The organism is Pseudoduganella sp., from assembly GCF_041914865.1.
Taxonomy (GTDB): domain Bacteria; phylum Pseudomonadota; class Gammaproteobacteria; order Burkholderiales; family Burkholderiaceae_D; genus Rugamonas.
Genome location: NZ_JAYSCO010000041.1, coordinates 24,980 through 50,737, shown reverse-complemented (window position 1 = coordinate 50,737; position 25,758 = coordinate 24,980). Strand labels below are relative to the sequence as shown.

General features: G+C 63.0%; 24 protein-coding genes. 8 read left to right on the top strand and 16 right to left on the bottom strand.

Annotation, left to right across the window (positions count from 1 at the left end; translation table 11 throughout):
• Positions 1 to 97: 97 nt before the first annotated feature.
• The 14 genes from lpxB to rpsB all read right to left on the bottom strand — a co-directional run bounded on the left by lpxB (position 98) and on the right by rpsB (position 14,063).
• Positions 98 to 1,252, bottom strand: a complete 1,155-nt coding sequence (gene lpxB / locus ACE3TQ_RS18275; protein ID WP_374583720.1) for a lipid-A-disaccharide synthase — start codon at positions 1,250 to 1,252, stop codon at positions 98 to 100.
• Positions 1,236 to 2,027, bottom strand: coding sequence for an acyl-ACP--UDP-N-acetylglucosamine O-acyltransferase (gene lpxA, locus ACE3TQ_RS18270; RefSeq protein ID WP_374583719.1), 792 nt, complete (start codon positions 2,025 to 2,027; stop codon positions 1,236 to 1,238). The genes lpxB and lpxA overlap by 17 nt, the downstream gene beginning before the upstream one ends.
• A 4-nt stretch (positions 2,028 to 2,031) precedes the next feature.
• Positions 2,032 to 2,493, bottom strand: coding sequence for a 3-hydroxyacyl-ACP dehydratase FabZ (gene fabZ, locus ACE3TQ_RS18265; protein WP_374583718.1), 462 nt, complete (start codon positions 2,491 to 2,493; stop codon positions 2,032 to 2,034).
• A complete protein-coding gene (gene lpxD, locus ACE3TQ_RS18260) occupies positions 2,490 to 3,545 on the bottom strand; it encodes a UDP-3-O-(3-hydroxymyristoyl)glucosamine N-acyltransferase (RefSeq protein ID WP_374583717.1) in 1,056 nt (351 codons plus the stop codon). Before lpxD ends, fabZ begins: the two co-directional genes overlap by 4 nt.
• A 21-nt stretch (positions 3,546 to 3,566) precedes the next feature.
• Positions 3,567 to 4,085, bottom strand: a complete 519-nt coding sequence (locus tag ACE3TQ_RS18255) for an OmpH family outer membrane protein (protein WP_374583716.1) — start codon at positions 4,083 to 4,085, stop codon at positions 3,567 to 3,569.
• Positions 4,086 to 4,117: 32 nt separating this feature from the next.
• On the bottom strand, positions 4,118 to 6,451 hold the full coding sequence (bamA, locus tag ACE3TQ_RS18250) for an outer membrane protein assembly factor BamA (protein WP_374583715.1): 2,334 nt from the start codon (positions 6,449 to 6,451) through the stop codon (positions 4,118 to 4,120).
• Between the two features lie 17 nt (positions 6,452 to 6,468).
• The gene (gene rseP / locus ACE3TQ_RS18245; protein WP_374583714.1) at positions 6,469 to 7,833 is read right to left on the bottom strand and encodes an RIP metalloprotease RseP; all 1,365 of its coding nucleotides are present in this window, start codon (positions 7,831 to 7,833) and stop codon (positions 6,469 to 6,471) included.
• A 16-nt stretch (positions 7,834 to 7,849) separates the two neighbouring features.
• Positions 7,850 to 9,022 carry a 1-deoxy-D-xylulose-5-phosphate reductoisomerase gene (gene ispC / locus ACE3TQ_RS18240; protein ID WP_374583713.1) on the bottom strand — a complete coding sequence of 391 codons (1,173 nt, stop codon included), beginning with the start codon at positions 9,020 to 9,022 and terminating at the stop codon, positions 7,850 to 7,852.
• An 8-nt stretch (positions 9,023 to 9,030) separates the two neighbouring features.
• Positions 9,031 to 9,867, bottom strand: coding sequence for a phosphatidate cytidylyltransferase (locus ACE3TQ_RS18235; protein WP_374583712.1), 837 nt, complete (start codon positions 9,865 to 9,867; stop codon positions 9,031 to 9,033).
• 6 nt (positions 9,868 to 9,873) lie between these two features.
• Positions 9,874 to 10,623: a polyprenyl diphosphate synthase gene (uppS, locus tag ACE3TQ_RS18230; protein ID WP_374583711.1), complete on the bottom strand. Its 750-nt coding sequence runs from the start codon at positions 10,621 to 10,623 to the stop codon at positions 9,874 to 9,876.
• Between the two features lie 81 nt (positions 10,624 to 10,704).
• Positions 10,705 to 11,265: a ribosome recycling factor gene (gene frr / locus ACE3TQ_RS18225; protein ID WP_374583710.1), complete on the bottom strand. Its 561-nt coding sequence runs from the start codon at positions 11,263 to 11,265 to the stop codon at positions 10,705 to 10,707.
• A gap of 32 nt (positions 11,266 to 11,297) precedes the next feature.
• Positions 11,298 to 12,014: a UMP kinase gene (pyrH, locus tag ACE3TQ_RS18220; protein ID WP_374583709.1), complete on the bottom strand. Its 717-nt coding sequence runs from the start codon at positions 12,012 to 12,014 to the stop codon at positions 11,298 to 11,300.
• A 235-nt stretch (positions 12,015 to 12,249) separates the two neighbouring features.
• Entirely contained in the window at positions 12,250 to 13,164 is a 915-nt protein-coding gene (gene tsf, locus ACE3TQ_RS18215) for a translation elongation factor Ts (protein ID WP_374583708.1), read from the bottom strand.
• A gap of 146 nt (positions 13,165 to 13,310) precedes the next feature.
• Positions 13,311 to 14,063, bottom strand: a complete 753-nt coding sequence (gene rpsB / locus ACE3TQ_RS18210; RefSeq protein WP_374583707.1) for a 30S ribosomal protein S2 — start codon at positions 14,061 to 14,063, stop codon at positions 13,311 to 13,313.
• 311 nt (positions 14,064 to 14,374) lie between these two features.
• Between rpsB and ACE3TQ_RS18205 the strand changes: the two genes are divergently transcribed.
• From ACE3TQ_RS18205 to ACE3TQ_RS18185, 5 genes are all read left to right on the top strand, one after another.
• The gene (locus tag ACE3TQ_RS18205) at positions 14,375 to 14,809 is read left to right on the top strand and encodes an SRPBCC family protein (protein WP_374583706.1); all 435 of its coding nucleotides are present in this window, start codon (positions 14,375 to 14,377) and stop codon (positions 14,807 to 14,809) included.
• Between the two features lie 82 nt (positions 14,810 to 14,891).
• Entirely contained in the window at positions 14,892 to 15,533 is a 642-nt protein-coding gene (locus tag ACE3TQ_RS18200) for a hypothetical protein (RefSeq protein WP_374583705.1), read from the top strand.
• Between the two features lie 80 nt (positions 15,534 to 15,613).
• Positions 15,614 to 16,048: an SRPBCC family protein gene (locus ACE3TQ_RS18195; RefSeq protein ID WP_374583704.1), complete on the top strand. Its 435-nt coding sequence runs from the start codon at positions 15,614 to 15,616 to the stop codon at positions 16,046 to 16,048.
• A gap of 10 nt (positions 16,049 to 16,058) precedes the next feature.
• Positions 16,059 to 16,265: a DUF4287 domain-containing protein gene (locus ACE3TQ_RS18190; RefSeq protein WP_374583703.1), complete on the top strand. Its 207-nt coding sequence runs from the start codon at positions 16,059 to 16,061 to the stop codon at positions 16,263 to 16,265.
• Positions 16,266 to 16,327: 62 nt separating this feature from the next.
• A complete protein-coding gene (locus tag ACE3TQ_RS18185) occupies positions 16,328 to 16,903 on the top strand; it encodes a hypothetical protein (protein WP_374583702.1) in 576 nt (191 codons plus the stop codon).
• 37 nt (positions 16,904 to 16,940) lie between these two features.
• Here ACE3TQ_RS18185 and ACE3TQ_RS18180 read toward each other — a convergent pair whose 3' ends face one another.
• Both ACE3TQ_RS18180 and ACE3TQ_RS18175 read right to left on the bottom strand, forming a co-directional pair.
• A complete protein-coding gene (locus tag ACE3TQ_RS18180; RefSeq protein ID WP_374583701.1) occupies positions 16,941 to 18,830 on the bottom strand; it encodes a M6 family metalloprotease domain-containing protein in 1,890 nt (629 codons plus the stop codon).
• A 56-nt stretch (positions 18,831 to 18,886) separates the two neighbouring features.
• A complete protein-coding gene (locus tag ACE3TQ_RS18175) occupies positions 18,887 to 21,301 on the bottom strand; it encodes a phosphocholine-specific phospholipase C (RefSeq protein WP_374583700.1) in 2,415 nt (804 codons plus the stop codon).
• A 208-nt stretch (positions 21,302 to 21,509) separates the two neighbouring features.
• On the opposite strand from ACE3TQ_RS18175, the gene map reads away from it, so the two are divergent.
• The 3 genes from map to ACE3TQ_RS18160 are packed head-to-tail and all read left to right on the top strand — an operon-like array spanning position 21,510 to position 25,675.
• Positions 21,510 to 22,325: a type I methionyl aminopeptidase gene (gene map, locus ACE3TQ_RS18170; RefSeq protein WP_374583699.1), complete on the top strand. Its 816-nt coding sequence runs from the start codon at positions 21,510 to 21,512 to the stop codon at positions 22,323 to 22,325.
• A gap of 18 nt (positions 22,326 to 22,343) precedes the next feature.
• A complete protein-coding gene (locus tag ACE3TQ_RS18165; protein WP_374583698.1) occupies positions 22,344 to 24,926 on the top strand; it encodes a [protein-PII] uridylyltransferase in 2,583 nt (860 codons plus the stop codon).
• A complete protein-coding gene (locus ACE3TQ_RS18160) occupies positions 24,926 to 25,675 on the top strand; it encodes a pseudouridine synthase (protein ID WP_374583697.1) in 750 nt (249 codons plus the stop codon). The genes ACE3TQ_RS18165 and ACE3TQ_RS18160 overlap by 1 nt, the downstream gene beginning before the upstream one ends.
• Positions 25,676 to 25,758 lie beyond the last annotated feature (83 nt).

The following is a 25,758-nucleotide window of genomic DNA, read 5'->3' as shown; positions in this document are numbered from 1 at the left end:
AAAATGGGGACGTACCCCATTTTTCCGCGCAGCGGAAAAAATGGGGTACGTCCCCATTTTTCCCATTTTTTCTACCCCACCTGGCCCTCGAACTCCCCTATCTGTTGATGACTTTCAAGACTGCGGCGGCGCCTTCCTGGGCGCTGTTGCGCAGCAGGCTGTGATGCATGTCGGTGAAACGTTGCGCCAGCTGCAGGCGGTGCGGGGCGTCGCTCAGCTGCTTCCACATGGCCTCGGCCAGCGCTTCGGCGCTGGCGGCGTTCTGCAGCAGCTCCGGCACGAGGAACTCGCGCGCCAGGATGTTCGGCAGCCCAATCCAGGGCTGGTAGCCCATGTGGCGCATGATGTGCCAGCTGGCGGCCATCATCTTGTAGGCGATGACCATCGGCTTCTTGAACAGCGCCACTTCCAGCGAGGCGGTGCCGGAGGCGACCAGCACGGCGTCGGCGGCGCAGATGGCGGTGTGCGACTGGCCGTCCAGCAGCATCAGCTCAATGTCCTGCAGGCCCGCTTCGGCGATCAGCTGCAGGAAGTACTGGCGCTGCTTTTCGCCGGCCATCGGCACCACGAACTTGAGCGAGCGGTCGCGCTGCAGCAGCAGCTTGCAGGCGCCGATGAAGGCGGCCGTGTTGTACTTCAGTTCGCCCATGCGGCTGCCGGGCATGACACAGACCACGTTGGCGTCTTCGGCCAGGCCGAGCTGGCGGCGCGCGGCCGCTTCGTCCGGCTGCACAGGAATCACTTCGGCCAGCGGGTGGCCGACGTAAGTCACGGGCACGCCGGCGTTCCTGTAGATCTCTTCCTCGAACGGGAAGATCACCAGCATGTGCGAGACCGATTTGATGATTTTCTTGATGCGGCCGCCGCGCCAGGCCCAGATCTGCGGGCCGATGTAATGCACGGTCGGGATGCCGGCGTCGCGCAGCTGCGCTTCCAGCCCAAGGTTGAAGCCGGGGTAGTCGGCGCCGATGAAGCAGGCCGGCCGTTCGGCCAGCAGCTGGTCGCGCAGGCTGTTCTGGATGCCTTTCAGCTCGCGGTAGCGCGGGATGATCTCGAACAGGCCGCGCACCGTCATCTTCTCGAGCGGCCATTGCGATTCAAAGCCGTGCGCCTGCATGGCGGGCCCGCCGATGCCGTGGAAGCGGGCTTCGGGCAGGTGCGGGCGCAGGCCGCCCAGCAGGCGGCCCGCCAGCAGGTCGCCGGACGGTTCGCCGGCGACGACTGCGATCGAGACGTCAGCGGACGATGCCACGGGTCGTCGTATCGAGGAACTCGCGCATCGAGCGCGCGGCGGCGGCGCAGTCTTCCGGCAGGCCGGCTTCGGCTTCGATCATCGCCGCCTTGGCTTCTTCCAGCGTCAGGCCGGAACGGTACAGGATCTTGTACGCGTTGCGGATGGCGTTGATCTGCTCGCGGCTGAAGCCGCGGCGTTTCAAGCCTTCGATATTGACGCCATGGGCGGCGGCCGGGTTGCCGTTCAGCAGAACGTACGGCGGCACGTCCTGCGTCAGGCTGGTGCTCATGCCGACAAAGGCGTGGGCGCCGATCTTGCAGAACTGGTGCACGTTGGCGAAGCCGGACATGATGACCCAGTCGCCAATCTCCACGTGGCCGGCCATCTGCGCGTTGTTCGAGAAGATGGTGTTGTTGCCGACCACGCAGTCGTGCGCCAGGTGGACGTAGGCCGAGATCCAGTTGTTGTTACCGAGTTTGGTCACGCCCTTGTCCTGCACCGTACCCAGGTTGAAGGTGCAGAACTCGCGGATGGTGTTGTCGTCGCCGATCTCGAGGCGTGTCGGTTCGCCCTTCCACTTCTTGTCCTGCGGCGCGGCGCCGATGGAGGAAAACTGGAAGAACTTGTTGTTCTTGCCGATCGTGGTATGGCCCTCGATCACGACGTGCGGGCCCACCACGGTGTTCTCGCCAATCACCACGTTCGGGCCAATGATCGTGTAAGCGCCGATCTCGACGCCCGCGGCCAGTTCGGCCTTCGGGTCGACGATTGCGGTTGGGTGGATGTTTGCCATAGTCTTACTCCACGGCGCGGATGGTGCACATCAGTTCAGCTTCCAGCGCCACCTGGCCGTCGACCGAGCCGACCGCCTTGTATTTCCAGATGCCGCGCGCATTGCGCAGGATTTCCACGTCCATCTTCAGCTGGTCGCCGGGGCCGACCGGGCGCTTGAAGCGGGCGTTGTCGATGCCGACGAAGTACACCACCGAATTCTCGTCCGGCTTGATGCCCATGGACTTGAACGACAGCAGGGCTGCGGTTTGCGCCATCGCTTCGATCATCAGCACGCCCGGCATGACCGGCTTGTGCGGGAAGTGGCCGTTGAAGAACTCTTCGTTCACGGTCACGTTCTTGATGGCGGTGATGGACTTGTTCTCCTCGTAGGAGATGACGCGGTCAACCAGCAGCAGCGGGTAGCGGTGCGGCAGGTAGGCCTTGATCTCGCAGATGTCCATCGTTTTGGTTTCGGTAGTGGTCATGATTCTTCGTCTTCGGTTTTAGTTTTAATGGTTTTTTCCAGCGCGCGCATTTTATCGCGCATCGTCGGCAGGTTGCGGACTATGGCTGCCGACTTCTCCCAATCGCTGTTTTTGGCCAGCGGGTAGATGCCCGTGTACTGGCCGGGTTCGGAAATCGAGCGCGATACCAGGCTGCCCGATGAAATATGCACGTTGTCCGCAATGGTCAGGTGGCCCAGGATCATGGCCGCCCCGCCGAACGTGCAGTGCTTGCCGATCTTCGCGCTGCCGGCCACGCCGACGCAGCCGGCCATGGCGGTGTGCGCGCCGATCACGCAGTTGTGGCCGATCTGGATCTGGTTGTCCAGCTTCACGCCGTCTTCAATAATGGTATCGGCCAGCGCGCCGCGGTCGACCGTGGTGTTGGCGCCGATGTCGACGTCGTCGCCGATCAGCACGCGCCCCACCTGGGGAATGCGCACGTACACGCCGCCGTCGTTGGCGAAGCCGAAGCCGTCGGTGCCGATCACGGCGCCCGAGTGGATGATGCCGCGCTTGCCGATCACGCACTTGGCGTGGAAGGTCACGTTGGCGAAGAAGTGCGTGCCCTCGCCCACCTGCGCGTCGCGCCCGATATAGCAGCCGGCATCGAGCACCACGCCGGCGCCGATCACGGCGCCCGCTTCCACCACCACTTTGGGGCCGATGTGGGCGCCCGGGTCGACCTTGGCGGCCGGGTCGACAAAGGCGGTCGGGTGCACGCCGGCCGGACGCACGTAGGCCGTCTGCGCCTCGAAAATCTGCGCGGCGCGGGCGAAGTACACATAGGGATTCTTGACGACGATGCGGGCGCCTTTGTAGGCTTCTGCCACGGTGGCATCGTCATTGACGCTGACAATCAGGGCCGCCGCCTGGCTTTGCCCCGCCTGCGAGCGGAATTTGCTGTTACTGAGGAAGCTGATCTGCGAAGCGCCTGCATCGGTCAACGGCGCGATACCCGTCACATAAAGTTCCGGGTCCCCCACCAGTTGGCCGCCCAGGCGCTCGACCAGTTCTCCTAGTCGAAGGCCCATCTTAGAAATCCAATCTGTTTGTTATTTGTCCAGCGCTTCCAGCACCTTGTTGGTGATGTCGATGCGCGGGCTGGCCCAGACGGCGTCCTGCAGGACGATGTCGAAGCCTTCGGTCGTTGCGATCTGCTTGATGATCTTGGTCGCTTTTTCGGCGATCGCCGCGCGCTCCTCGTTGGTGCGCTGGCTCAGGTCTTCGCGGAACTCGCGCTGGCGGCGCTGGAAGTTCAGGTCGGCCTCGTAGGCTTCGCGCTGCAGCCGGCTGCGCTCAGGCTCGGGCTTGATGGCGCCTTCCTTTTCCCATTTTTCGGCCGCCGCCTTGGAGCGGGCCGCCAGTTCCTGCAGCGCCTTCTCGCGGCTGGAAAACTCTTCGCGCAGCTTGTTGTCGGCCAGTTTCGCCAGCTTCGACTCGTTGTAGATGCGCTCGGCGCTCAACCAGGCAATCTTGGAGGACTGCGCGTGTGCCGGCGCCGTGGCCAGGAAGCCCAGCGCCAGGACGGCAGCCATTTTGCTCAGCGTAGCGGTGGCAGTCTTCAACTTCATTCTCCGTATAAAAAGACGTTGCTTTGCAGCAATTAGAAGCCGGTACCCATCTGGAACTGGAAGCGTTCCAGGCGGTCGCCAAACTTTTCATTCAGAGGCAAAGCATAACTCAACTTCAGCGGGCCGACCGGGGAAATCCAGCTCAGACCCAGGCCGGCGGAGAAGCGCAGCTCCGACAGGCGCATCTTGGCGCGCTCCTGGTACACCTGGCCGCCATCGAGGAAGCCGAACCAGCGCAGCGAACGGTCCTGGCCCTGGCCCGGGAACGGCATCTGCAGCTCGGTGTTCAGGATCAGGCGCGAGGCGCCGCCCAGCGTGTCGCCGAAGCGCGGGTCGACCACGCCCAGCGAGGAGCTGGCGTAGCCGCGCACCGAACCGATGCCGCCGGCGTAGAAGTTCTTAAACACAGGATAGCGCTTGCCGCTGAAGCCGCGGCCGTAATCGAACTCGCCTTTCAGGGCCAGCGTGATCTTGTTGGTCAGCGGCTTGTACCACTGCGACTCGTACACGGTACGCCAGTACTTGGTCTCGCCGATCGCGTCCAGCTCCAGGTTGATACGCTGCATGAAGCCGATGGTCGGGGTCATGGCCGAATCGCGGCTGTCGCGCGCCCAGGCCACGGTCAGCGGCACCGAGTAGGCGTTGACCGAACCGATACCGCTGGCCGGGCCGCCCAGGTCGCGCACGTACTGCAGGAAGTAGGCCGGCGACGATTCGTCGGTTTCCACGCGCGATTTCTCCAGGCCCAGGCCGAAGAACACGGTGTCGGTCTCGGAGAACGGCACGCCGAAGTTGATGCGGCCGCCGGTCTGCTTGATGTTGTACAGGCCCGAGTTCACTGCTGGCGGGCGGAAGGTACGCAGGTAAAGCTCGTAGCTGCGCGACACGCCGTCTTCGGTGAAGTACGGGTTGGTGTGGTTGAAGGCGATGGTGCGGCTGTACTTGGAGGTGTTCAGCTCCAGGCCCACGGTATTGCCGGAACCGGCAAAGTTGGCCTGCTGGATCGCAGCGTTGAAGGTGAACTTCTCGGCCTGCGAGAAAGCGCCGCCGATCTGGAAGTTGCCGGTCGGGCGTTCCACCACGGTCAGGTTGATGTCAACCTGGTCGGAGGTGCCCTGCGCTTCCGGCGTATCGACCGTCACGTCCTTGAAGTAGCCGGTGCGGTCGACGCGGTCGCGCGACTGCTTGATCTTGTTGGCGTCGTACCAGCTCGATTCGAACTGGCGGAACTCGCGGCGAATGACCTCGTCGCGGGTGGTGGTGTTGCCCGAGATGTTGATGTGGCGCACGTAGGCGCGCTTGCCCGGGTCGACGATAAAGGTGAAGGCGACTTCGCGCTTCTGCTGGTCGATTTCCGGGTTCGCGTTCACGTTGGCGAAGGCGAAGCCGAAGGTGCCCAGGCGGTCGGTGATCAGCTTGTTGGTGGCGGTCAGCAGCTTGCCGGAGTACAGCTTGCCCTTTTTCAGCAGCACCAGCTGGCGCAGTTCGTCCTCGCGGCCGTACATTTCGCCTTCGAACTTGATGTCCGAGACGGTGTATTTCTCGCCTTCGGTGATATTGATGGTGATGTAGATGTCCTTCTTGTCCGGGGTGATCGACACCTGGGTGGAATCCACATTCATCTCGATATAACCCTGGTCCGTATAGAAGGACTTGAGGGATTCGATATCGCCATTCAGTTTGGTCTTGGAATACTGGTCGGCCTTGGTGTACCAGCTGAACCAGCCGCCGGTATTCAGGGCGATCTGTTCGCGCAGCTCTTTGTCGCTGAAGGCCTTGTTACCGACGAAGCTGATCTGCTTGATGCGCGCCACTTCGCCTTCGTCGACCTCGAAGTCGATGCTGACGCGGTTACGCTCCATCGGGGTCACGGTGGTGGTGACCTTCACGCCGTACAGGCCGCGCGACAGGTACTGGCGCTTCAGCTCCTGCTCGGCGCGGTCGACCGATGCCTTGTCGAAGGTCTTGGCTTCGCCGACGCCGATATCCTTCAGCGCCTTGATCAGCATGTCCTTCTCGAACTCGTGGGTGCCTTTGAAGTCCACCTTGGCGATGGCCGGGCGCTCCTCCACGATCACGACCAGCACGTTGCCGTCGCGCTCCAGTTTCACATCCTTGAAAATGCCGGTCGCGTACAGGGCCTTGATGGTGGCCACGCTCTTGTCATCACTGAAGGTTTCGCCCACGCGCACCGGCAGGTAGCTGAATACGGTACCGGCTTCGGTACGCTGGATGCCTTCGACACGGATATCCTTGACGACGAACGGCTCGGCGGCCAGGGCGCTGCCGGAGCAGATTGCCAGGACAGCGGCGCCTACCAGGCTGCGGCGGAAATTGGGGGCGATACGATCAGTGTGTAATTTCATCGGCAAATCGAAAAATATTAAAGCTTCCGGGCCAGGTCATTGAATATCGCCAGCGCCATTAAAGACACCAGCAATCCCAGTCCAATACGCTGCGCCAGATCGGCAATACGCTCCGAAACAGGACGCCCGGTCAAAACTTCCAGCGAATAATACAGCAAATGCCCCCCATCCAGAACAGGAATTGGCAGCAAATTCATTAAGCCAAGGCTCACGCTGATAAAGGCGACGAAGGCGATAAAAGACTCGGCGCCCATTTTCGCCGTTTCACCGGCATATTCAGCGATGGTAATCGGGCCGGTAATGTTTTTCAGCGAAACCTCGCCGACGATCATGCGGCCCAGGATGCGCAGGGTCATGCTGCAGGTTTCCGCCACCTGCCGCACCGCCTTGGCGCCCGCTTCCAGCGGGCCGTAATGCACCACTATCGTATCAACCGCGCCCACCAGTTCGGCCTTGATCTTACCGACTGTTACAAGGCCTTTGCTGTTGGCGCCTTTGTCCTCCACCGCCTCCGGCGTGATGGACAGCTGCACCGGCTTGCCGTCGCGCTGCACGGTGACCGCCAGGGTGCGGCCCGGGGCGCGCTGCACTTCGCGCAGGAAGGCGCGCGCGTCGTTCACCGCCTGGCCGTCCACGGCCAGCACCACGTCGCCCTTCAGCATGCCGCCGCGGCGCGCGGCGCCGCCCTCCTCCGTGCGGCCGATCACGGCCGGCGGCCGCATCAGGTCCAGGCCGAGGGCGCTCGGCACGTCGTCCTCCAGCTTGATGCCGGCCGCCGCCGCTGCCGGCAAGGTGGCGCGCACGACGCCGTAGCCGGGGCGTTCGGCTTCGATGCGCAAATCCTCTTTATGGATGGCAGCCTGGATGATGGCCCAGCGCAGCTCTGACCAGCCCTGCACCGCTTCGCCGTTGACGGTTTTCACCTGGTCGCCGCGCTGCAGGCCGGCCGCCGCAGCGGCGCTGGCGGCCGCCGGCTCGGCCAGGCGCGCCGCCGGTTCGCGCACACCGGACATATACAGGCCGGCATACAGTGCAATGGCAAGCAGGAAGTTGGCCAGCGGGCCGGCAGCGACGATGGCGATGCGCTTCCAGACGTTCTGGCGGGTGAATTCGCGCGCCAGGTCCTGCGGCGGCAGGCCGGCCAGCTCGGTTTCGCGCGCGTCCAGCATCTTGACGTAGCCGCCCAGCGGGATGGCGGACAGGGCCCACTCGGTCTGGTCCTTGCCGAAGCGGCGCATCCAGACCACGCGGCCCATGCCGACCGAAAAGCGCAGCACCTTCACCCCGCACCAGCGCGCCACCAGGTAGTGGCCCAGTTCGTGGATCACGATCAGGGAGCCGAGACAGACGATGGTGGCGAGGATTGTGCGCAAGGCGTCCATGGCTGGCCCTCCTGGATTATCCCGAAATAATACGTTCCGCAGCAGCGCGCGCCAGCGCGTCCTGCGCCATCACGGCCTCGATGCTGCTGGCCGCGCCGTGCGGCAGCTCGTCCATCACCTGGGCGATCACGCGGTCGATGCGGCGGAAGCCGATCCGCTCATCCAGGAAGGCTTGCACCGCCACCTCGTTGGCCGCGTTCAGCAGGGCTGGCGCCGTGCCGCCGGCGCGCAGCGCCTCGAACGCCAGCGCCAGGCAGGGGAAGCGGTTGAAGTCCGGCTTTTCGAACTGCAGCGTACCGACTTGCGTCAGGTCCAGCTGCGCCACGCCCGAGGCAATACGCTCCGGGTAGGCCAGCGCGTGCGCGATGGGCGTGCGCATGTCCGGATTGCCCAGCTCAGCCAGCACCGAACCGTCATTGTAGGACACCATGGAATGCACCACCGACTGCGGGTGGATCACCACTTCGATCTGCTCGGCGGAGGCGCCGAACAGCCAGTGCGCCTCGATCACTTCCAGGCCCTTGTTCATCATGGTGGCGGAATCCACCGAAATCTTGCGGCCCATGACCCACTTCGGGTGCTTGCAGGCTTCATCCGGGGTGACGTTCTCCAGCGTGGCGACGTCGCGCTTCAGGAACGGGCCGCCGGAGGCGGTCAGCAGCACCTTGGTGACGCCGGCCGCCGCCGGCGCGCGGCCAAAGTTCTGCGGCAGGCACTGGAAAATCGCGTTGTGCTCGGAGTCGATCGGCAGCAGCAGCGCGCCGCTGGCGGCCACGGCGTCCATGAACAGCTGGCCGGACATGACCAGCGCTTCCTTATTGGCCAGCATGACCTTCTTGCCGGCGCGCGCGGCGGCCAGGGTCGGCGCCAGGCCGGCGGCGCCGACGATGGCGGCCATCACGGCATCGGTCTCGGCGGCGGCGGACACGGCGCACAGGGCGGCCTCACCCCACTCCACTTCCGTGCGGCAGCCGGCGGCGCGCAGCAAGGCTGCCAGCTGCTCGGCGCCGGCGGCGCTGCCGACCACGGCGCGCGCCGGGCGGAACTGGATGCACTGCGCCGCCAGTTCTTCGACGCGGCTATGCGCGGTCAGCGCGTAGACGGAATAACGGTCCGGGTGGCGCGCGATGACGTCCAGCGTGGAGACGCCGATGGAACCGGTGGCGCCGAGGATGGTAATGCGTTGCATGGAATTCCTTAGAACAGCCTTGGGGTGATCAACGCGGCAATGGGCAGCACCGGCACCAGCGCGTCGATACGGTCAAGCACGCCGCCATGGCCAGGCAGCAGGTTGCTGCTGTCCTTCATGCCGGCGCGGCGCTTGAGCATGGATTCAAACAGGTCGCCGACGATGGAGGCGGCAACCACCAGCACCAGCACCGCCAGCATGATGCCCCAGCCCATGCGCTCGGCCAGGCGTACGGCGAAAGTATCCTGCAGCAGCGGCACCGAAGGCGCCAGCAGCACGGTCACGATCGCCAGCAGCAGCACGGCCAGCAGGCCACCCACCGCGCCTTCCCACGATTTGCCCGGAGAGATGGTCGGCGCCAGTTTGTGCTTGCCGAAGGCCTTGCCCGAGAAATAGGCAAAGATGTCGGCCGCCCATACCACCGCCATCACCGACAGCAGGTAGACCGGGCCGCGCGCGAACAGCAGCAGGATGGCGACGAAGCAGGACACCAGGGTGGCGGCGTACACCATGCTGAGCATGGTGCTGCCGGTACCGTCCACCGGCGGCAAGCCCAGTTTCAGGGCCGGCGCGAAGCGGATCAGCCAGATGGCGGCGCCAATGGCGAGCCAGAACTTGGCCTGCTCCAGGCCGGCGCTGAAGAAGAAGGTGTATACGAAGGCCGCGGTCCAGGCGCCGGCCACCACCAGCGCGGCGCGGTTCTGGAACAGGCGGAAGGCTTCCCACACGGCGGCGGCGAAGAAGATGGTCACCACCACGTCCACCGCCGGCTGGTAGCCGGAGAACAGGACGGGCAGCAGTACCGCCAGCAGCAGGACGGCAGTAATCACGCGGGTTTTCAGCATGCTTGTTTAGCTTTTCTGGGCCACCTGGTCGCCAGTGCGGCCAAAGCGGCGTTCACGGTTCTGGTAGGAGGCAATCGCCTCGTCCAGGCGTTCGGCATTGAAGTCGGGCCAGTAGGTATCGGTGAAGTACAGCTCCGTATACGCCAGTTGCCACAGCAGGAAGTTGGAGATGCGCTCCTCGCCGCCGGTGCGGATGAACAGGTCCGGTTCCGGCGCGTAAGCCATCGACAGGTACGGCGCCAGCTGCTCTTCGGAGAAATCGGTCACGCCCGGGTGTTCGGCCACCATCTTGCCGATGGCCTGCATGATATCCCAGCGCCCGCCGTAGTTGGCGCACACGGTAACGGTCATGCGGGTGTTGTTGGCGGTCTTGCGCTCGGCATTGGCGATCATGTCCTGCAGCTTGGCATCGAAGCGCGACAGGTCGCCCACCACCTTCAGCCGGATATTATTCGCATGCATCTTCGACACCTCGCGCTCCAGGGCCGTAACGAAGAGTTTCATCAGCAGCGAAACTTCCTCTTCCGGCCGGCGCCAGTTCTCGGAGCTGAACGCAAAGACGGTCAGGTACTCGATGCCGCGCAAGGCGCAGGCTTCCACCACGGTACGCACCGCTTCCACGCCTTTCACGTGGCCTGCCACGCGTGGCAGGAAACGCTTGGTTGCCCAGCGTCCGTTGCCGTCCATGATGATGGCCAGGTGGCGCGGCACCTTCGGCGCATCGGGCACTCCGGTCGTCGAACTCGAATATTTCATAGCTTCTTATACTAAAAACCAAAAAACCGGGGCCTGACCCTGAGGGTCAGACCCCTGCCTTTGCTCAGGTTTTCGCGACCTTTAGACGGTCAGGACTTCTTTCTCTTTTTCGGCAACGATCTTGTCGATGTCGGCGATGAACTTGTCGGTCAGCTTCTGCACCTCATCCACGCCACGGCGCTCCTCGTCTTCCGAGATCGCCTTGTCCTTGACCAGCTTCTTCATGGCCTCGTTGGCATCGCGGCGGATGTTGCGCACGGCGACCTTGGCGTCTTCGCCTTCGCCCTTGCACAGCTTGACCATTTCCTTGCGGCGCTCTTCGTTCAGCGGTGGGGTCGGCACGCGGATGGTGTCGCCCTGCGACGCCGGGTTCAGGCCCAGGTCGGAATCGCGGATCGCCTTTTCGATGGCGGCGCCCATTTTCTTTTCAAACGGGGTCACGCCGATGGTGCGCGCATCGACCAGGGTCAGGTTGGCCACCTGGTTGATCGGGGTCGGGTTGCCGTAGTACTCAACCATCACGCTGTCCAGCATGCCGGTGTGGGCACGGCCGGTACGCACCTTGGCCAGGTTGGCGCGCAGGGTTTCCAGGGATTTGCCCATTTTGTCCTGGGCGTTCTTTTTAATGTCAGCAGTAGACATTCATAACTCCTGTTGCTTTAACTTGAATATTATTAAACGTGTACCAGTGTACCCTCTTCCTCGCCCATAATCACGTTCATCAACGCGCCCGGCTTGGTGATGGAGAATACTTTGATCGGCAGCTTCTGGTCGCGGCACAGCGCAAAGGCGGTGGCGTCCATCACCTGCAGGTGCTTGGCGATCGCTTCGTCGAAGCTGATCTTGTGATACATGGTGGCGTTCGGGTCCTTCTTCGGATCGGCGGTATAGATGCCGTCGACCTTGGTGGCCTTCAGCACGATTTCCGCGCTCATCTCCGAACCGCGCAGCGCAGCCGCCGTGTCGGTGGTGAAGAACGGGTTGCCGGTGCCGGCGGCGAAGATCACGACTTTGCCTTCTTCCAGGTACTGCAGCGCTTTCGGGCGCACATACGGCTCGACCACCTGCTCGATGCCGATCGCCGACATCACGCGCGCGGTCACGCCCACGTGTTTCATGGCGTCGGCCAGCGCCAGCGCGTTCATCACGGTAGCCAGCATACCCATGTAGTCGGCAGTCGCACGGTCCATGCCCTGGGCGCCAGGCGCCACGCCGCGGAAGATGTTGCCACCGCCAATCACAACCGCCACTTCCACGCCCAGCTTGGCAACTTCGGCGACGTCGGCCACCGTGCGCTCGATGGTGGCGCGGTTGATGCCGTACGGGTCGTCGCCCATCAGGGCTTCGCCGGACAATTTCAGGAGGACGCGCTTGAAGGCTGGTTTTGACATGAGCTGGGGCTCCTTTTCAATGTTTTGTTCGGTCAGGCTTCGGCGGCAATGATAACGGAAATGCCATTGTCCACCGTTATATTCGTGTTTGAAAGCCTTAAATATGGCTTAACAAACATTAAACCGGGGTCCGGGGGCCGCCCCGTGTGCCGGGTCCGGCCCTTCGGCCGTACCCCGGTTTCCCGGTTTAAAAGTGCAGCTTAAAAAAACGGGCCTTGCGGCCCGTTCTTCTTAATTAAGCGCCTTTGGAGGCAGCCATCTGGGCTGCGACTTCCGCCGCGAAATCGTCAACTTTCTTCTCGATGCCTTCGCCCACCACGTACATGGTGAAGCCCTTAACGGTGGTGTTAGCGGCTTTCAGCATCTGCTCGATGGTCTGCTTGTCGTTCTTCACGAATACCTGGTTCATCAGCGACACTTCTTTCAGGTACTTGGCAACGGCGCCATCGATACGCTTGGCAACGATGTCGGCTGGCTGGGCTGGCTTGCCAGCGGCAACAGCGGCAGCTGCGTCTTCGTCGGACTTGGCCTGGGCAACCGAACGCTCTTTGGCGATCAGCTCAGCAGGCACGCCTTCGGAGGACAGCGCCACTGGCTTCATTGCAGCGATGTGCATGGCCACGTCTTTACCAACCTGGTCGTCAGCGCCTTCGAACTCGACGATCACGCCGATCTTGGTGCCGTGCAGGTAGGAAGCCAGCTTGCCGGTGGTTTCGAAACGCTGGAAGCGACGGATCGACATGTTTTCGCCGATTTTGCCAACCAGGGCAGCGCGCACTTCTTCCAGGGTCTGGCCGTTGCCAGCTGGCAGGGCCAGCAGGGCAGCAACGTCAGCTGGGTTGTTTTCAGCGGCCAGCTTGGCAGCCAGGGCAGCCAGGGCCAGGAAGTCGTCGTTCTTGGCCACGAAGTCGGTTTCGGAGTTCACTTCAACCAGGGCGCCGATGTTGCCAGCGATGTGGGAAGCAACCACGCCTTCAGCGGTGATACGTGCGGAAGCCTTGGCAGCTTTGCCGCCCAGCTTAACGCGCAGCAGCTCTTCTGCTTTGTCCATGTCGCCGCCGGCTTCGGTCAGCGCTTTTTTGCATTCCATCATTGGCGCGTCGGTCTTAGCGCGCAGTTCACCTACCATTGCTGCAGTAATTGCTGCCATGTGATTCTCCTGTATTCGGTTGGGGATTCTGGTCCGGGGCGGCGCCTGGGGCAGCCTGCTCTTCCGGGGGATTCTGTTTAAAAAAAAGGGGGAGCTGGTGGGCCACCCCTTTCTCAAGCTGAAGCTGCCTTGCGGCAGCCAGGCAATTAAGCCTGCTCGTTAACTTCTACGAACTCGTCGCCAGCTGCAGTCTTGATCGATTCCAGGACTTCAGTGGTGGCGTTTGCACGGCCTTCCAGGATCGCGTCTGCCACGCCGCGGGCGTACAGGGTGATCGCTTTGGAGGAGTCGTCGTTGCCAGGGATAACGTGGGTCACGCCTTCTGGGGAGTGGTTGGTATCAACCACGCCGATCACTGGGATGCCCAGTTTCGCAGCTTCGGTGATCGCGCCTTTGTGGTAGCCAACGTCCACCACGAAGATTGCGTCAGGAACGCCGCCCATATCCTTGATGCCGCCGATCGACTTCTGCAGCTTGTCCAGTTCGCGACGGAACAGCAGTGCGTCTTTCTTGGTCAGCTTTTCCACGGAACCGTCTTCGATAGCGGCTTCCATGTCTTTCAGGCGCTTGATCGAGGTCTTGATGGTCTTGAAGTTGGTCAGCATGCCGCCCAGCCAACGCTGGTCAACAAACGGAACACCGGCGCGCTGAGCTTCAGCAGCGATGATGTCGCGAGCCTGGCGCTTGGTGCCAACCATCAGGATGGTGCCACGGGAAGCGGAGATTTGACGGATGGTTTTCATCGCGTCCTGGTACATGGCCAGGGTCTTTTCCAGGTTGATGATGTGAATCTTGTTGCGGTGGCCGAAGATGAACGGAGCCATCTTTGGGTTCCAGAAACGGGTTTGGTGACCGAAGTGGACGCCGGCTTCCAGCATTTCACGCATCGTTACAGACATTATTTACTCCAGGGTTGGGTCTGGAATCCGCCCAGTGACCCTTGCGGGCACCCTTGTTGGGGGGATTCGGGTTTATAAAATAAGAAAATTTACTACTATTGCAAGACGCTAGGTCAGGCAACCATAAATTTTAGCGTATTGCGGGGGTACGGTGCAAGCATGTTGCCAACTGTAATGCCCTGCGCCGGGCGGCATTTTAGTGCAATATTGCTAATGAATACAAAAATTTTCGCTTTTCCCGTGTAAATCCCGTCGTTTTCGGCCGCGCTGGCGCGTCGTGCCTATACCAACCACCCACCAGGAGACTCAAAATGGCCACCAACACCATCAAGCTGCACCGCGTGCTGCGCGCTTCCCCGGACCGCATCTACAAAGCCTGGACCACCGCCGCCGCCTTCAACAAATGGCTGCCGCCCAACGGCTACCTGGGCGAAGTGCATGAAATGGACGCCCGCGTGGGCGGCAAGTGGCGCATGTCGTTCACCGACCTCGGCACCGGCTTCTCGCACTCCTTCGGCGGCGAATACCTGGAACTGCATCCCGGCGAGAAGATCCGCTACACCGCCACGTTCGACGATCCCAACCTGCCCGGCCAGATGACCACCTCCGTCACCCTGCGCCCCGTATCCTGCGGTACCGAAGTCGAGATCACCCAGGAGGGCGTGCCGGCGGTGATCCCGGCTGACCAGTGCTACATCGGCTGGCAGCAGTCGCTGGCCCTGCTGGCTTTGCTGGTTGAGCAATAAGGACTCAGCCATAGCTTGATCCCCGTCTAAACGCCGGGAGGCGTGCGTCGCCAGAATGGGGGAACCGACTTCAAGGTGCCCCATGAGCCTGGTTGACATCACCCACCTCCCCGCCGAAGATGAAGCTATGGATCCCGCCACCAAGCAGTATCTCGATTCCTCCCTTGCCGTTTCCGATGCGCGCAACGACGCGAAACTGGCCGAGTTCCGTGCCATTATCGAGAGTTACACCGCGCGCGCGGAGGAGCGCGACCAGGCGGCTCGGGAACGGGAACAGATCCGCCACCACGACGTTGAACGGCGCATGCAGCAGTTCGAAATCGTCGTCGCAGGCGTCAAACGCGCCGTCATCACCACCGGCATCGCAGCGACCTTAAGCACGGTATTCGGGGTTGCCGCATTTAACGCCGCCCTCCTCCAGAATATCCAGGCAGCCTTTGAATCCGGCCGCCAGGCGTCGCCCGTGCAAGCGCGGATGCAGTCGGACATGGGCCAGATGCAAACGAGCATTGGCAAAATGCAGTCGAACATAGATCAGATGCAATCAACCATCGTTCAGATGCAATCAACCATCGTTCAGACGCAATCGACCATCGTTCAGATGCAGTCAAATATCGCCCAGATGCAATCAAACATGGTTCGAATGCAGTCCAACATAGAGCGAATGCAAACGGACATCAATGAGATCAAGCGCCGGCTGCCGCGCGGAGCGCAAAAAGAATAATTCCACGCTTTGTCGATTTCGCGTTTCCTGGTTCGTCGTGCTGGTACCAACCCACTGAACCACCAGCAAGGAGACCTGAAATGACGACCAGCACCATCAAACTGCACCGCGTCCTGCGCGCTTCCCCCGACCGCATCTACAAAGCATGGACTACCGCCGCCGCCTTCAACAAATGGCTGCCGCCCAACGGCTACCTGGGCGAGGTGCATGAAATGGACGCCCGGGTGGGCGGCAGGTACCGCATGTCCTTCACCGACCTCGGCACCGGCTTTGCGCACTCGTTCGGCGGCGAATACCTCGAACTGCATCCGGGCGAGAAAATCCGCTACACCGCCGCGTTCGACGACCCTAACCTGCCAGGCCAGATGACCACCACCATCATCCTGCGCGCCGTATCCTGCGGCACCGAAGTTGAGATCACGCAGGAGGGAGTGCCGGCGGTGATCCCGGCCGACCAGTGCTACATGGGCTGGCAACAATCGCTGGCCCTGCTGGCTTTGCTGGTGGAACAATAAGGAGCCGGCCATGGGTACCCCATCTTCCTACTTCCCATCCATCGAAGCCAAATACGGCAAGCCGGTCGAGCATTGGCTCAAGCTGCTGCAAGGCATGAAAGGCATGAAGCATATGGACATGGTAGCGGTGCTGAAGAACGAGCACGCCATGGGCCACGGCCACGCCAACGCGCTCGTCGCACACCACCTGGCTGGCAATAAAGCGGGCAAAGATTGATCCTGCTCTAAGCGGCGGGCGGTGGCTGCTGCCATAATCGGGAAACTCCGACGAGGTTCCCCATGAGCTTGGTTGACATCCCCGCCCCCGCAGCCGAAGATGAAACGATGGATCCCGCCACCAAACAGTACGTCGATTCTTGCCAAGAAGTAGCCGACGCCCGCACGGACGCGAAACTGGCTGAGTTCCGTGCTGTGGTAGAGGCATACATGGCGCGTGCCGACGCTCGGGATGAAGCAGCCCGGGAGCGTGCCGATGCACGCGAGGCGGCCGCCCGGGAGCGGGAGGCCGCGGCCCGGGAGCGGGAGGCGGCGGCCCGGGAGCGTGAAGAGCTTCGCGCCCGTGACGTCGAGCGGCGCATGCAGCAGTTCGAAACAACCGTTGTGGGCGTGAAACGCGCAGTGGTCACGACTGGCATCGCCGCGACCTTGAGCACGGTATTTGGCGTCGCCGCCTTCAACGCGGCGCTGATCCAAAGCGTCCAGTCGGCTTTTGAGGCGGGCCGCCAGGCCTCGCCGGCGCAGGTGAAGATGCAAGCCGATATCGATGCGCTGCAATCCAGCTCCCTGAAAATGCAATCGGACCTGGACGCAATCAGGCGCCGGCTCGACGAGTTGCGCCCCGCAAAAGACGGTTAGGCCAAGCGGCGGCCCAACCGCAGCCCGGCCATATTTATTACTTGCTTACCGTGAGCGTGTAGTTGCCGGCCCCGCTGTACGAGTACACCGTCAGCCGGTAGTAGGCCACAGCAGCGCTGTAGCTGATCGCCTCGGACGAGGTCGGGCTGGTGGACGACGCCACCTGCACCCACGCACTGCCATTCCACTTCTCCAGCTTCAGCTCAAAGTCGGCATTCGCAGGGCCGCTCAGGTTGGCCTTGATGGTACCGCCGTTGTAGTAGAAGTAAGGCGACGGGTGGATAGCCGACGCGTTGGCGCCCGACAGGTAGCCGGTATACACCTCGCCGCCGCTGCTGCCATCGCCCTTCACCACGTCGAACGAAATGGTCGGCGCGGCGGCGCTGATGTTGGCCAGGCCGAAGTTCGAGCCGCTGCCACTCCACCAGCGCGAGTTGGTGCCGCGGCTGGCGTAGTTGTTCGGCACCGTATCGTAGAAGGCCTTGTAGATGGCGCCGTCGTACAAGTCGGTGGCGTCGCCGCGGTTGACGCGGTATTCCGGATCGCGCCGGCCGTCGGCGTGCTCCAGCTGCACGTACGGATGCCATTCATCCGAATTGTTGCCCGCCGGGTCGACGTGCCATACCGCCAGGCCGGACCCCGGCTGGTGCAGGTTCTGGTTCGATTTGTGGATGGCCTCCACATAGAACGCCTCGTCCGGCTTGGCCGGGTTGGTCCAGCGGTACAACGCATGCGAGCCCGATGTGTGGCTTAGGCGCCCCTTGGGCGCGCTGGCGTTCAATGCCGGATTCAGCTCCGTGACCGTATCCCAGCCCGCCAGGTAGCGGAAGAAGCCATTCGGCTGGACCGGGCGGTACTGGCTCTGCGCACCGATGCTCCCGTAACCCATGATGCAATAACTGGCGGCCGAGCCTTCGGAACTGCCGTCGTAATCGTACAGGTCGGGCCAGCCCATGACCAGGTGCCCGGTCTCGTGGGAGAAGGTGCCGATGCTGAGGGTGCTGCCCATATTGGTGATCTGGTAGTAGCCCGTGCAGACGCCGTCGGCGCAGAACTGGTTGCTCAGCCAGCCCATATGCGGCCACAGGCCCTTCGACCAGGCGCTGTCGGCGCCGCCAGCATAAAAGAAGTTAAGGCCGCGAATGCGCTTGTTGGCGTCCACGCTCAGGGTCGAGAAGTTGAAGCCCTGGGTGTTTTCCAGCCACGCCAGCGCTTCGCGGATCAGCTCCTGCGAGCGCACCGAAGAACTCAGGCTGCTGTCGGCATAGTAGGACTTCCTGTTCTTGGCACGGTAGTACACCGTGGTCGTATTGGTGTAATCCAGCTTGCCGCCCGAAACCGAGTGGAAGTAGCCGCGCACCGACTGCGCATTGCCAAAACCGGTGTACGGCATGTCGTTCAGGAAGGAGTTCACCTGCGCCTGGGTGATGGTGCCCGGCACATCGGGGAAATCGATAATCACCGTTAAGCCCTTCACCTGCCCCGTGATGGCGGCCAGCGGCTGCGGCGCGCTGGCGGCGGCCTTGGCGGCTTTCTGGGCGGTCTCGAGCGAGCGGCCCTGCATCTGCTCGAATTTCTCCTTCGCCTTGCGGGCGCGCGCTTCGTGGCTCAGGCCCTTCTGCTTCGCGTCCGCCGTGGCGAAACTGCGCTTCTGGGTGTTGGACGCCAGCACACCGGTCGACACCAGGTCGTCGCCGGCCGCGTTCACCTCGGCGTAGCAGAGCCCCTTCTTGGCCGCGTCATAGACCACCAGCGAGCCGTCGTCGGTGCGCTGCTCGGCGTAGTAATCGTTGCCGTCCAGGTGCACGCGCAGCTTTTCGCCGTTCGGCTGCTTGAACTCGTAGACGCTGTCCTTGTAGGGAATGCCGGCCTGCGCGAACAGGCTGGTTAATAGCAGTGCTGCCGCAGTTGTAACTTTCAATCGCATTTTTCTCTCCGGGTTATTGGTTATTGTGAGGTTTGCTGCAGGTGGAACCTGCCGGGTCAGGTCACATTGAAGGCGACCGGACCGGCGAGTGCGGTGTAACCGTCGTTAAACAGCAGCCAGGCGGCATAACTGCCCGCCGCAAAACCGCTGGTGGCGAAGGTGGCGGTGCCGCTGGCCGCGCTGACGTACTGCCATTGCACCGAATTGCTTGAACCGGGCGTGCTGCCGCTGCGGTAGATGCCGATCCAGTTTTTACTGCCGGCCTGCGGCACTGGTACCGAGTAGTTCACGCTGATCGGTGCGCCACGTGCCACGGTCGCCGGCGAGACGGAAATGGCAGCACGGCCGGCTGCGCCGCTGCGGCCCAGCACCGGGTCGGTTCGGCTGGGCAGCCCGTTCTCCAGGCGGCCGGCCAGGCGGCGCAGGTACTGGCTGTCGGCGTCGCAGGTCACGGACAGGTCGTACCAGCCAAAGCTGGCGCCAACGGCCACGCGCACCACGGCCTGCTGTCCCGCCGCCACCGTGTAGCTGCTGGCCGGGCGCCCATAGGCGTTGTCGCTCACGCGGAATGTCGCCGCCTGCGCGCCTTCGGCGTTGGACAGCACGAGGTCCACCGCGCCGGCTGCCGGCACATAGTTCAGCCACGCCTCCGGCCGTGCCGCGCCGTTCGCCGTGGCCGCGGCCAGCGCACCCGCGTACTCGCGCAGGAAGCCGTTCGGACCGGTCACTGCCAGATGGTAGTTTGCTACGTTCCAGTTCCATGTTTCGCGCTCGATCCGCTTGCCGGCCTCCACGGTGTAGTACCAGGGTCCGTCGCTGCGCACGCGCGAATAGACGATAAAGGCGGCACCCGCCGCGCCCTGGTTGAAGAAGGACAGTTCGAGCTGCTTGTTGCTGTTGATGCGCGCCGTGCTGCCCAGCGCATACGGCAAGGCGCAGGAATAGCGCGGGCTGCCCGGTTCCTGCACCGGCAGGGACTGGATGGCGGGCGGCTGCGGATAGGGTTTGCCGGACACCAGCTGGTAGCTGGTTGTCTTCGGCACCGTGGCCGGCCAGGAGCTGTTAGGCGACTTGAAGTCGAAGGCCGAGGTCAGGTCGCCGCAGACGGCGCGCCGCCATGGCGAGATGTGCTCGCAGCGGACGGCGCTGCGCGGCGCCCCCAGCGCCGCCAGCCACTCCTCCAGGAAACGCAGTTTGGACGTATGGTCGAACAGCTGCGAGCAGACCCGCCCGCCTTTGCTCCAGGGCGAGATCACCAGCATCGGCACGCGCGGGCCGAGGCCGACCGGAATGCCGTTGTAGTTTTCGTATTGCCCGACATCGGCCATGGTGGCGCGTCCCATGCCCGGATTAAGCGGCGCCAGGTGCGACGGAATGTGGTCGAAGAAGCCGTCGTTCTCGTCGTAGGTAAGCAGGAAGACGGTCTTCGACCACACTTCCGGATTGGCCACCAGCGCGGCCAGCAGCCGCGCGGTCAGGTTTTCCCCGGCATTGGGCGAGTTCGGCGAATGCTCGGTGTAGTCGTTCGGCGCGCAGATCCACGATACGCGCGGCAGGCGGTTATTGCGCACATCCTCGGCGAAAGCGTTGACCAGCCAGTCGCCCTTGGTGCCGCGCGCGTTGGCCTCGGTCGAGCCGGCGGCGATGGCGCGGCCCTTCTGGTACAGGGGGCTGGATTGCGCCAGCCGCGTCCCGTCCGCATTCACCCGGAAATTGCGGAAGTAGGCCAGGTAGTTGTCGCCGTAGTTGTCCCATTCCTGGTAGACCTTCCACCTGATGCCGTTCGCTTCCAGCACTTCGGCATAGGTGCGCCAGTTCGGCGCGCCGGCCGTTACCGACGGCGTGATGTTGTCGTACTTGGGATCATTGTTGTAATAGCCGGCGCTGTCGATGTTGTACAAGCTGCCCATTGAGCCCAGCCAGTTCTGGTTGGTGCCGGTCAGCGAATACATGCGGTTCGGGTCGGTGGCGCCGAAGATCGAGCAGTGGTAGTCGTCGCAGATGGTGAAGGCATCCGCCAGCGCGTAATAGAACGGCAGGTCGCCGCGGTCGAAATAGCCCATGGACTGCGGCGTCTTCTGCCTGACCCAGGCATCCCAGGCCTGCCAGGTGCTTTGCGACCCTTTCCAGCTATGGTTGGTGCCGAGCGAGAGTGCACTGGTGTTCCTGGCGTCGAAATGGAACGGCAGTACATAGCCGCCGGCGTTGTCCGGCTGGTACCAGACCGGTTTCCCGCTCGGCAGCGTGATCGCGCGCGGGTCGTTGAAACCGCGCACCCCGGCCAGCGTGCCGAAGTAATGGTCGAAGGCCCGGTTCTCCTGCATGAAGATGACAACATGCTGCACATCGGCCAGCGTGCCGGTGGCGTTATAGGCCGGCACTGCCAGCGCTTGGCGGATCAGGTCCGGGAACAGGGTACTGGCGGCGCCAGCAGTGGCCATGCCCAGGAATTTGCGGCGGCTGGTAGACATCGGCTTGCCTCACGGTTGAGTTGAAGGTTGCGCGATGCTACTTTGCTTATATGACAATCAAATATCAACTGTTACACGTGCGCGACGCCTGTTCTGATTTCACCTTGGCAACAGTCGAAATCGGCACAGGCGCGCTGGAGGGGGCTGTCGTTTATAATCTCGTTGATAACGCGCCCCGTGCGCGACCTAGACAACCCAGCAAGAATCCATGACTATCAATATCAAAACCCCCGAGGACATCGAAGGCATGCGCGTTGCCGGCCGCCTCGGCTCGGAAGTACTCGACTACATCACCCCCTTCGTCAAGGCCGGCGTCACCACCGCCGAGCTGGACCGCCTGTGCCACGAGTACATGACCAATGTGCAGGGCACCATCCCGGCCCCGCTCAACTACTGCCCGCCGGGCTACACGCCCTACCCCAAGGCCATCTGCACCTCGGTCAACGACGTGATCTGCCACGGCATCCCGAATGAGAAAGTGCTGAAAGATGGCGACGTGGTCAACCTCGACATCACCGTCATCAAGGATGGCTACCACGGCGACAACAGCCGCATGTTCCTGATCGGCAAACCGTCGATCCTGGCCAAGCGCCTGTCGGACATCACCTACGAATGCATGTGGCTCGGCATCGAACAAGTCAAACCGGGCGCCACCCTGGGCGATATTGGCCACGCCATCCAGGTGCATGCCGAGAAAGCCGGCTACAGCGTGGTGCGCGAATTCTGCGGCCACGGCATCGGCAAGGTCTTCCACGAAGAACCGCAAATCCTGCACTACGGCAAGCCGGGTACCGGTCCCGTGCTGGAAGCAGGCATGATCTTCACCATCGAACCGATGATCAATGCCGGCCGCCGCGAGATCAAGGAAATGCCGGACGGCTGGACCATCAAGACCAAGGACCGCAGCCTGTCGGCCCAGTGGGAGCACACCATCCTCGTGACCGAAACCGGCTACGAGGTGCTGACCCTGTCCGCCGGCAGCCCGCAACCACCGGCCTTTGTCACCGAAAAAGCAGCAGCTTAAGCGAAGGCCTGAGCACGCATGCCCCACGCCGCGATGAAGAAGGACCTGCGCGAACAGCTGAAGGCGCGCCTGAAAACGGACCGCCAGCGCCTGATCGCCAACTTCCACGAAGACGGCATGCCGGAGAAGCTGCTGCGCAACCTGCGCGGCAGCGTCGACGACGTGCTGACCCAGGCCTGGGCCGCCAGCCGCCTGCCGCCGCAGGCGGCCCTGGTGGCGGTGGGCGGCTACGGGCGCGGTGAACTGTTCCCCTATTCCGATGTCGATGTCCTGATCCTGCTGCACGAAGCGCCGGACGACGCCACGCGCGGCCGCCTGGAGGAATTCGTCCAGCTGCTGTGGGACCTGGGCCTGGACGTGGGCCACAGCATCCGCACCATCGAGGAATGCCTGGCCGAGTCGAAAGCCGACATCACGGTGCAAACCAGCCTGCTGGAGGCGCGCATCATCACCGGCAATATGGTGCTGTTCGCGCAGATGCAGGACGCGTACAACAAGGCGATGGACCCGCGCGCCTTCTTCGAGGCGAAAACCATCGAAATGCGCCAGCGCCACGCCAAGTACGAGGACACGCCCTTCAGCCTGGAGCCGAACGTCAAGGAAAGCCCGGGCGGCCTGCGCGACCTGCACGTGATCCTGTGGATGGCCAAGGCCGCCGGCCTGGCCAACTCCTGGCGCACCCTGGCCGTGCGCGGCCTGATCACCCAGACCGAGGCGCGCCAGCTGATGGAGAAGGAACGCGCCTTCAAGGATATCCGCGTGCGCCTGCACCTGGTGGCCGGCCGGCGCGAAGACCGCCTGGTGTTCGACGTGCAGACCGCCGTGGCGGAAACCCTGGGCCTGAAAGCCACCGGCAGCGGCGTGCACATGCGCCGCGCCAGCGAATACCTGATGCAGCGCTACTACTGGGCCGCCAAGGCCGTGGTGCAGCTGAACACCATCCTGCTGCAGAACATCGAAGCCTACCTGTTCCCGCACAACGAGGAAAAGGTGCGTATCAACGAGCGCTTCAGCGAAGTGAACGGCCTGATCGACATGAACGACGACGACACGTTCGAGAAGACGCCGTCGGCCATCATGGAGATCTTCGTGCTGCTGTGCGAGCGCCCGGCGCTAAAGGGCATGACGGCGCGCACCATGCGCGCGCTGTGGCACGAGCGCTTCAAGATCGACGCCGATTTCCGCGCCGACCCGGTCAACAAGGCCTACTTCCTGCGCATCCTGCAGGCGCCGCAGGGCATCATCCATAACCTGCGCCGCATGAACGAGCTGTCCATCCTGGGCCGCTACCTGCCGAGCTTCCGCAAAATCACCGGCCAGATGCAGCACGACCTGTTCCACGTCTACACCGTGGACCAGCACATCATGATGGTGCTGCGCAATATGCGCCGCTTCACCATGACCGAGCACGCGCACGAATACCCGTTCTGCTCGCAACTGATGGCGAACTACCCGCAGCACTGGCTGCTGTACGTGGCGGCGCTGTTCCACGACATTGCCAAGGGCCGCGGCGGCGACCACTCCAAGCTGGGCGTGGCCGACGTGATCCAGTTCGGCCAGGAGCACGGCATGGGCGCGGAGGACATCGAACTGGTGGCCTTCCTGGTGGAGCACCACCTGACCATGTCGCACGTGGCGCAGAAGCAGGACATGTCCGACCCGGACGTGATCCAGGCCTTCGCCAAGACCGTCGGCGACGAGCGCCACCTGACCGGCCTGTACCTGCTGACGGTGGCCGACATCCGCGGCACCAGCCCGAAGGTCTGGAACGCCTGGAAAGGCAAGCTGCTGGAAGACCTGTACAAGATGACCCTGCGCGTGCTGGGCGGCGAACCGCACAGCGCCGACCGCGAACTGAAGAACCGCCAGCAGGAAGCGCTGGCCACGCTGCGCCTGTACGGCCTGCCGCCCGACGCGCACGAAGCGCTGTGGAAGCAGCTCGACCTGGCCTACTTCCTGCGCCACGACGCCAGCGATATCGCCTGGCAGACGCGCGCCCTGTGGGACCGCCTGGACAGCGAGCAGCCGGTGGTAAAAGTGCGCCTGGCGCCGATCGGCGAAGGCTTGCAGGTGGCGGTCTATATCAAGGACCAGCCCGACCTGTTCGCCCGCATCTGCTCCTACTTCGACCGCAAGAACTTCAGCATCCTCGATGCGAAGATCCACACGACGAAGCACGGCTACGCGCTCGACACCTTCCTGGTCACCGAGCAGAACTTCGCCAAGAGCTACCGCGACATCATCAACCTGATCGAGCATGAGCTGTGCGAGCTGCTGATCACGCAGGGGCCGCTGCAGGCGCCCAGCAAGGGCCGCCTGTCGCGCCTGTCGCGCACCTTCCCGATCCAGCCGACGGTGGACCTGCGCCCGGACGAACGCGGCCAGTACTACCTGCTGTCGGTGGCGGCCAACGACCGCACCGGCCTGCTGTATTCGATCGCCAAGGTCCTGACCAACTATAAGATCAACCTGCATACGGCCAAGGTGATGACCCTCGGCGAACGCGTGGAAGACGTGTTCATCGTCGACGGCCCGGCCCTGGCCAATGCCCGTACCCAGCTGCAGCTGGAAACCGACTTACTTGAAGCACTGAAAATCTGATGTCTGAAGAACTGTTACGCCTGTCCAAGCGCATGTCCGAACTGGGCCTGTGCTCCCGCCGCGAGGCCGATGAATGGATCGCCAAGGGCTGGGTGCGGGTGGACGGCAAGGTGGTGTCCGAACTGGGCACCAAAGTCTACCCGAGCCAGAAAGTCACCGTGGAGCGCCAGGCAGCCGCCGAACAGGCGCGCCGCGTCACGATCCTGATCAACAAACCGGTCGGCTACGTCTCCGGCCAGGCCGAAGACGGCTACCAGCCGGCCGTAGTCCTGATCAAGCCGGAAAACCGCTGGGCCGAGGACCGCTCGCCGGAGCGCTTCGACCGCAACCAGCTGCGCAGCCTGGTACCGGCCGGGCGCCTGGATATCGATTCGGTCGGCCTGCTGGTGCTGACCCAGGATGGCCGCATCGCCAAGCAGCTGATCGGCGAGCACACCAACGTCGACAAGGAATACCTGGTGCGCGTCGAATACACGCGTCCCGGCCGGCTGCCGGACAGCGACCTGCAAAAGCTGAACCATGGCCTGTGGATGGATGGCAAGCCGCTGCTGCCCGCCAAAGTGCGCTGGCAGAACGATGACCAGCTCAGCTTTACCTTGCGTGAAGGCAAGAAACGCCAGATCCGCCGCATGTGCGAAATGGTCGGCCTGCGCGTGGTAGGCTTGAAGCGCGTGCGCATTGGCCGTGTCAAACTTGGAAACTTGCCTGAAGGGCAATGGCGCTACCTTGGCCCGGATGAGCGCTTCTGAATCGGCATCGATGCAACACAAAAGCAGCATTGATTGCCGTTTAGCAAGCGAAAGGCGCCGGAACACTGTAAAGTAGCTGGCGT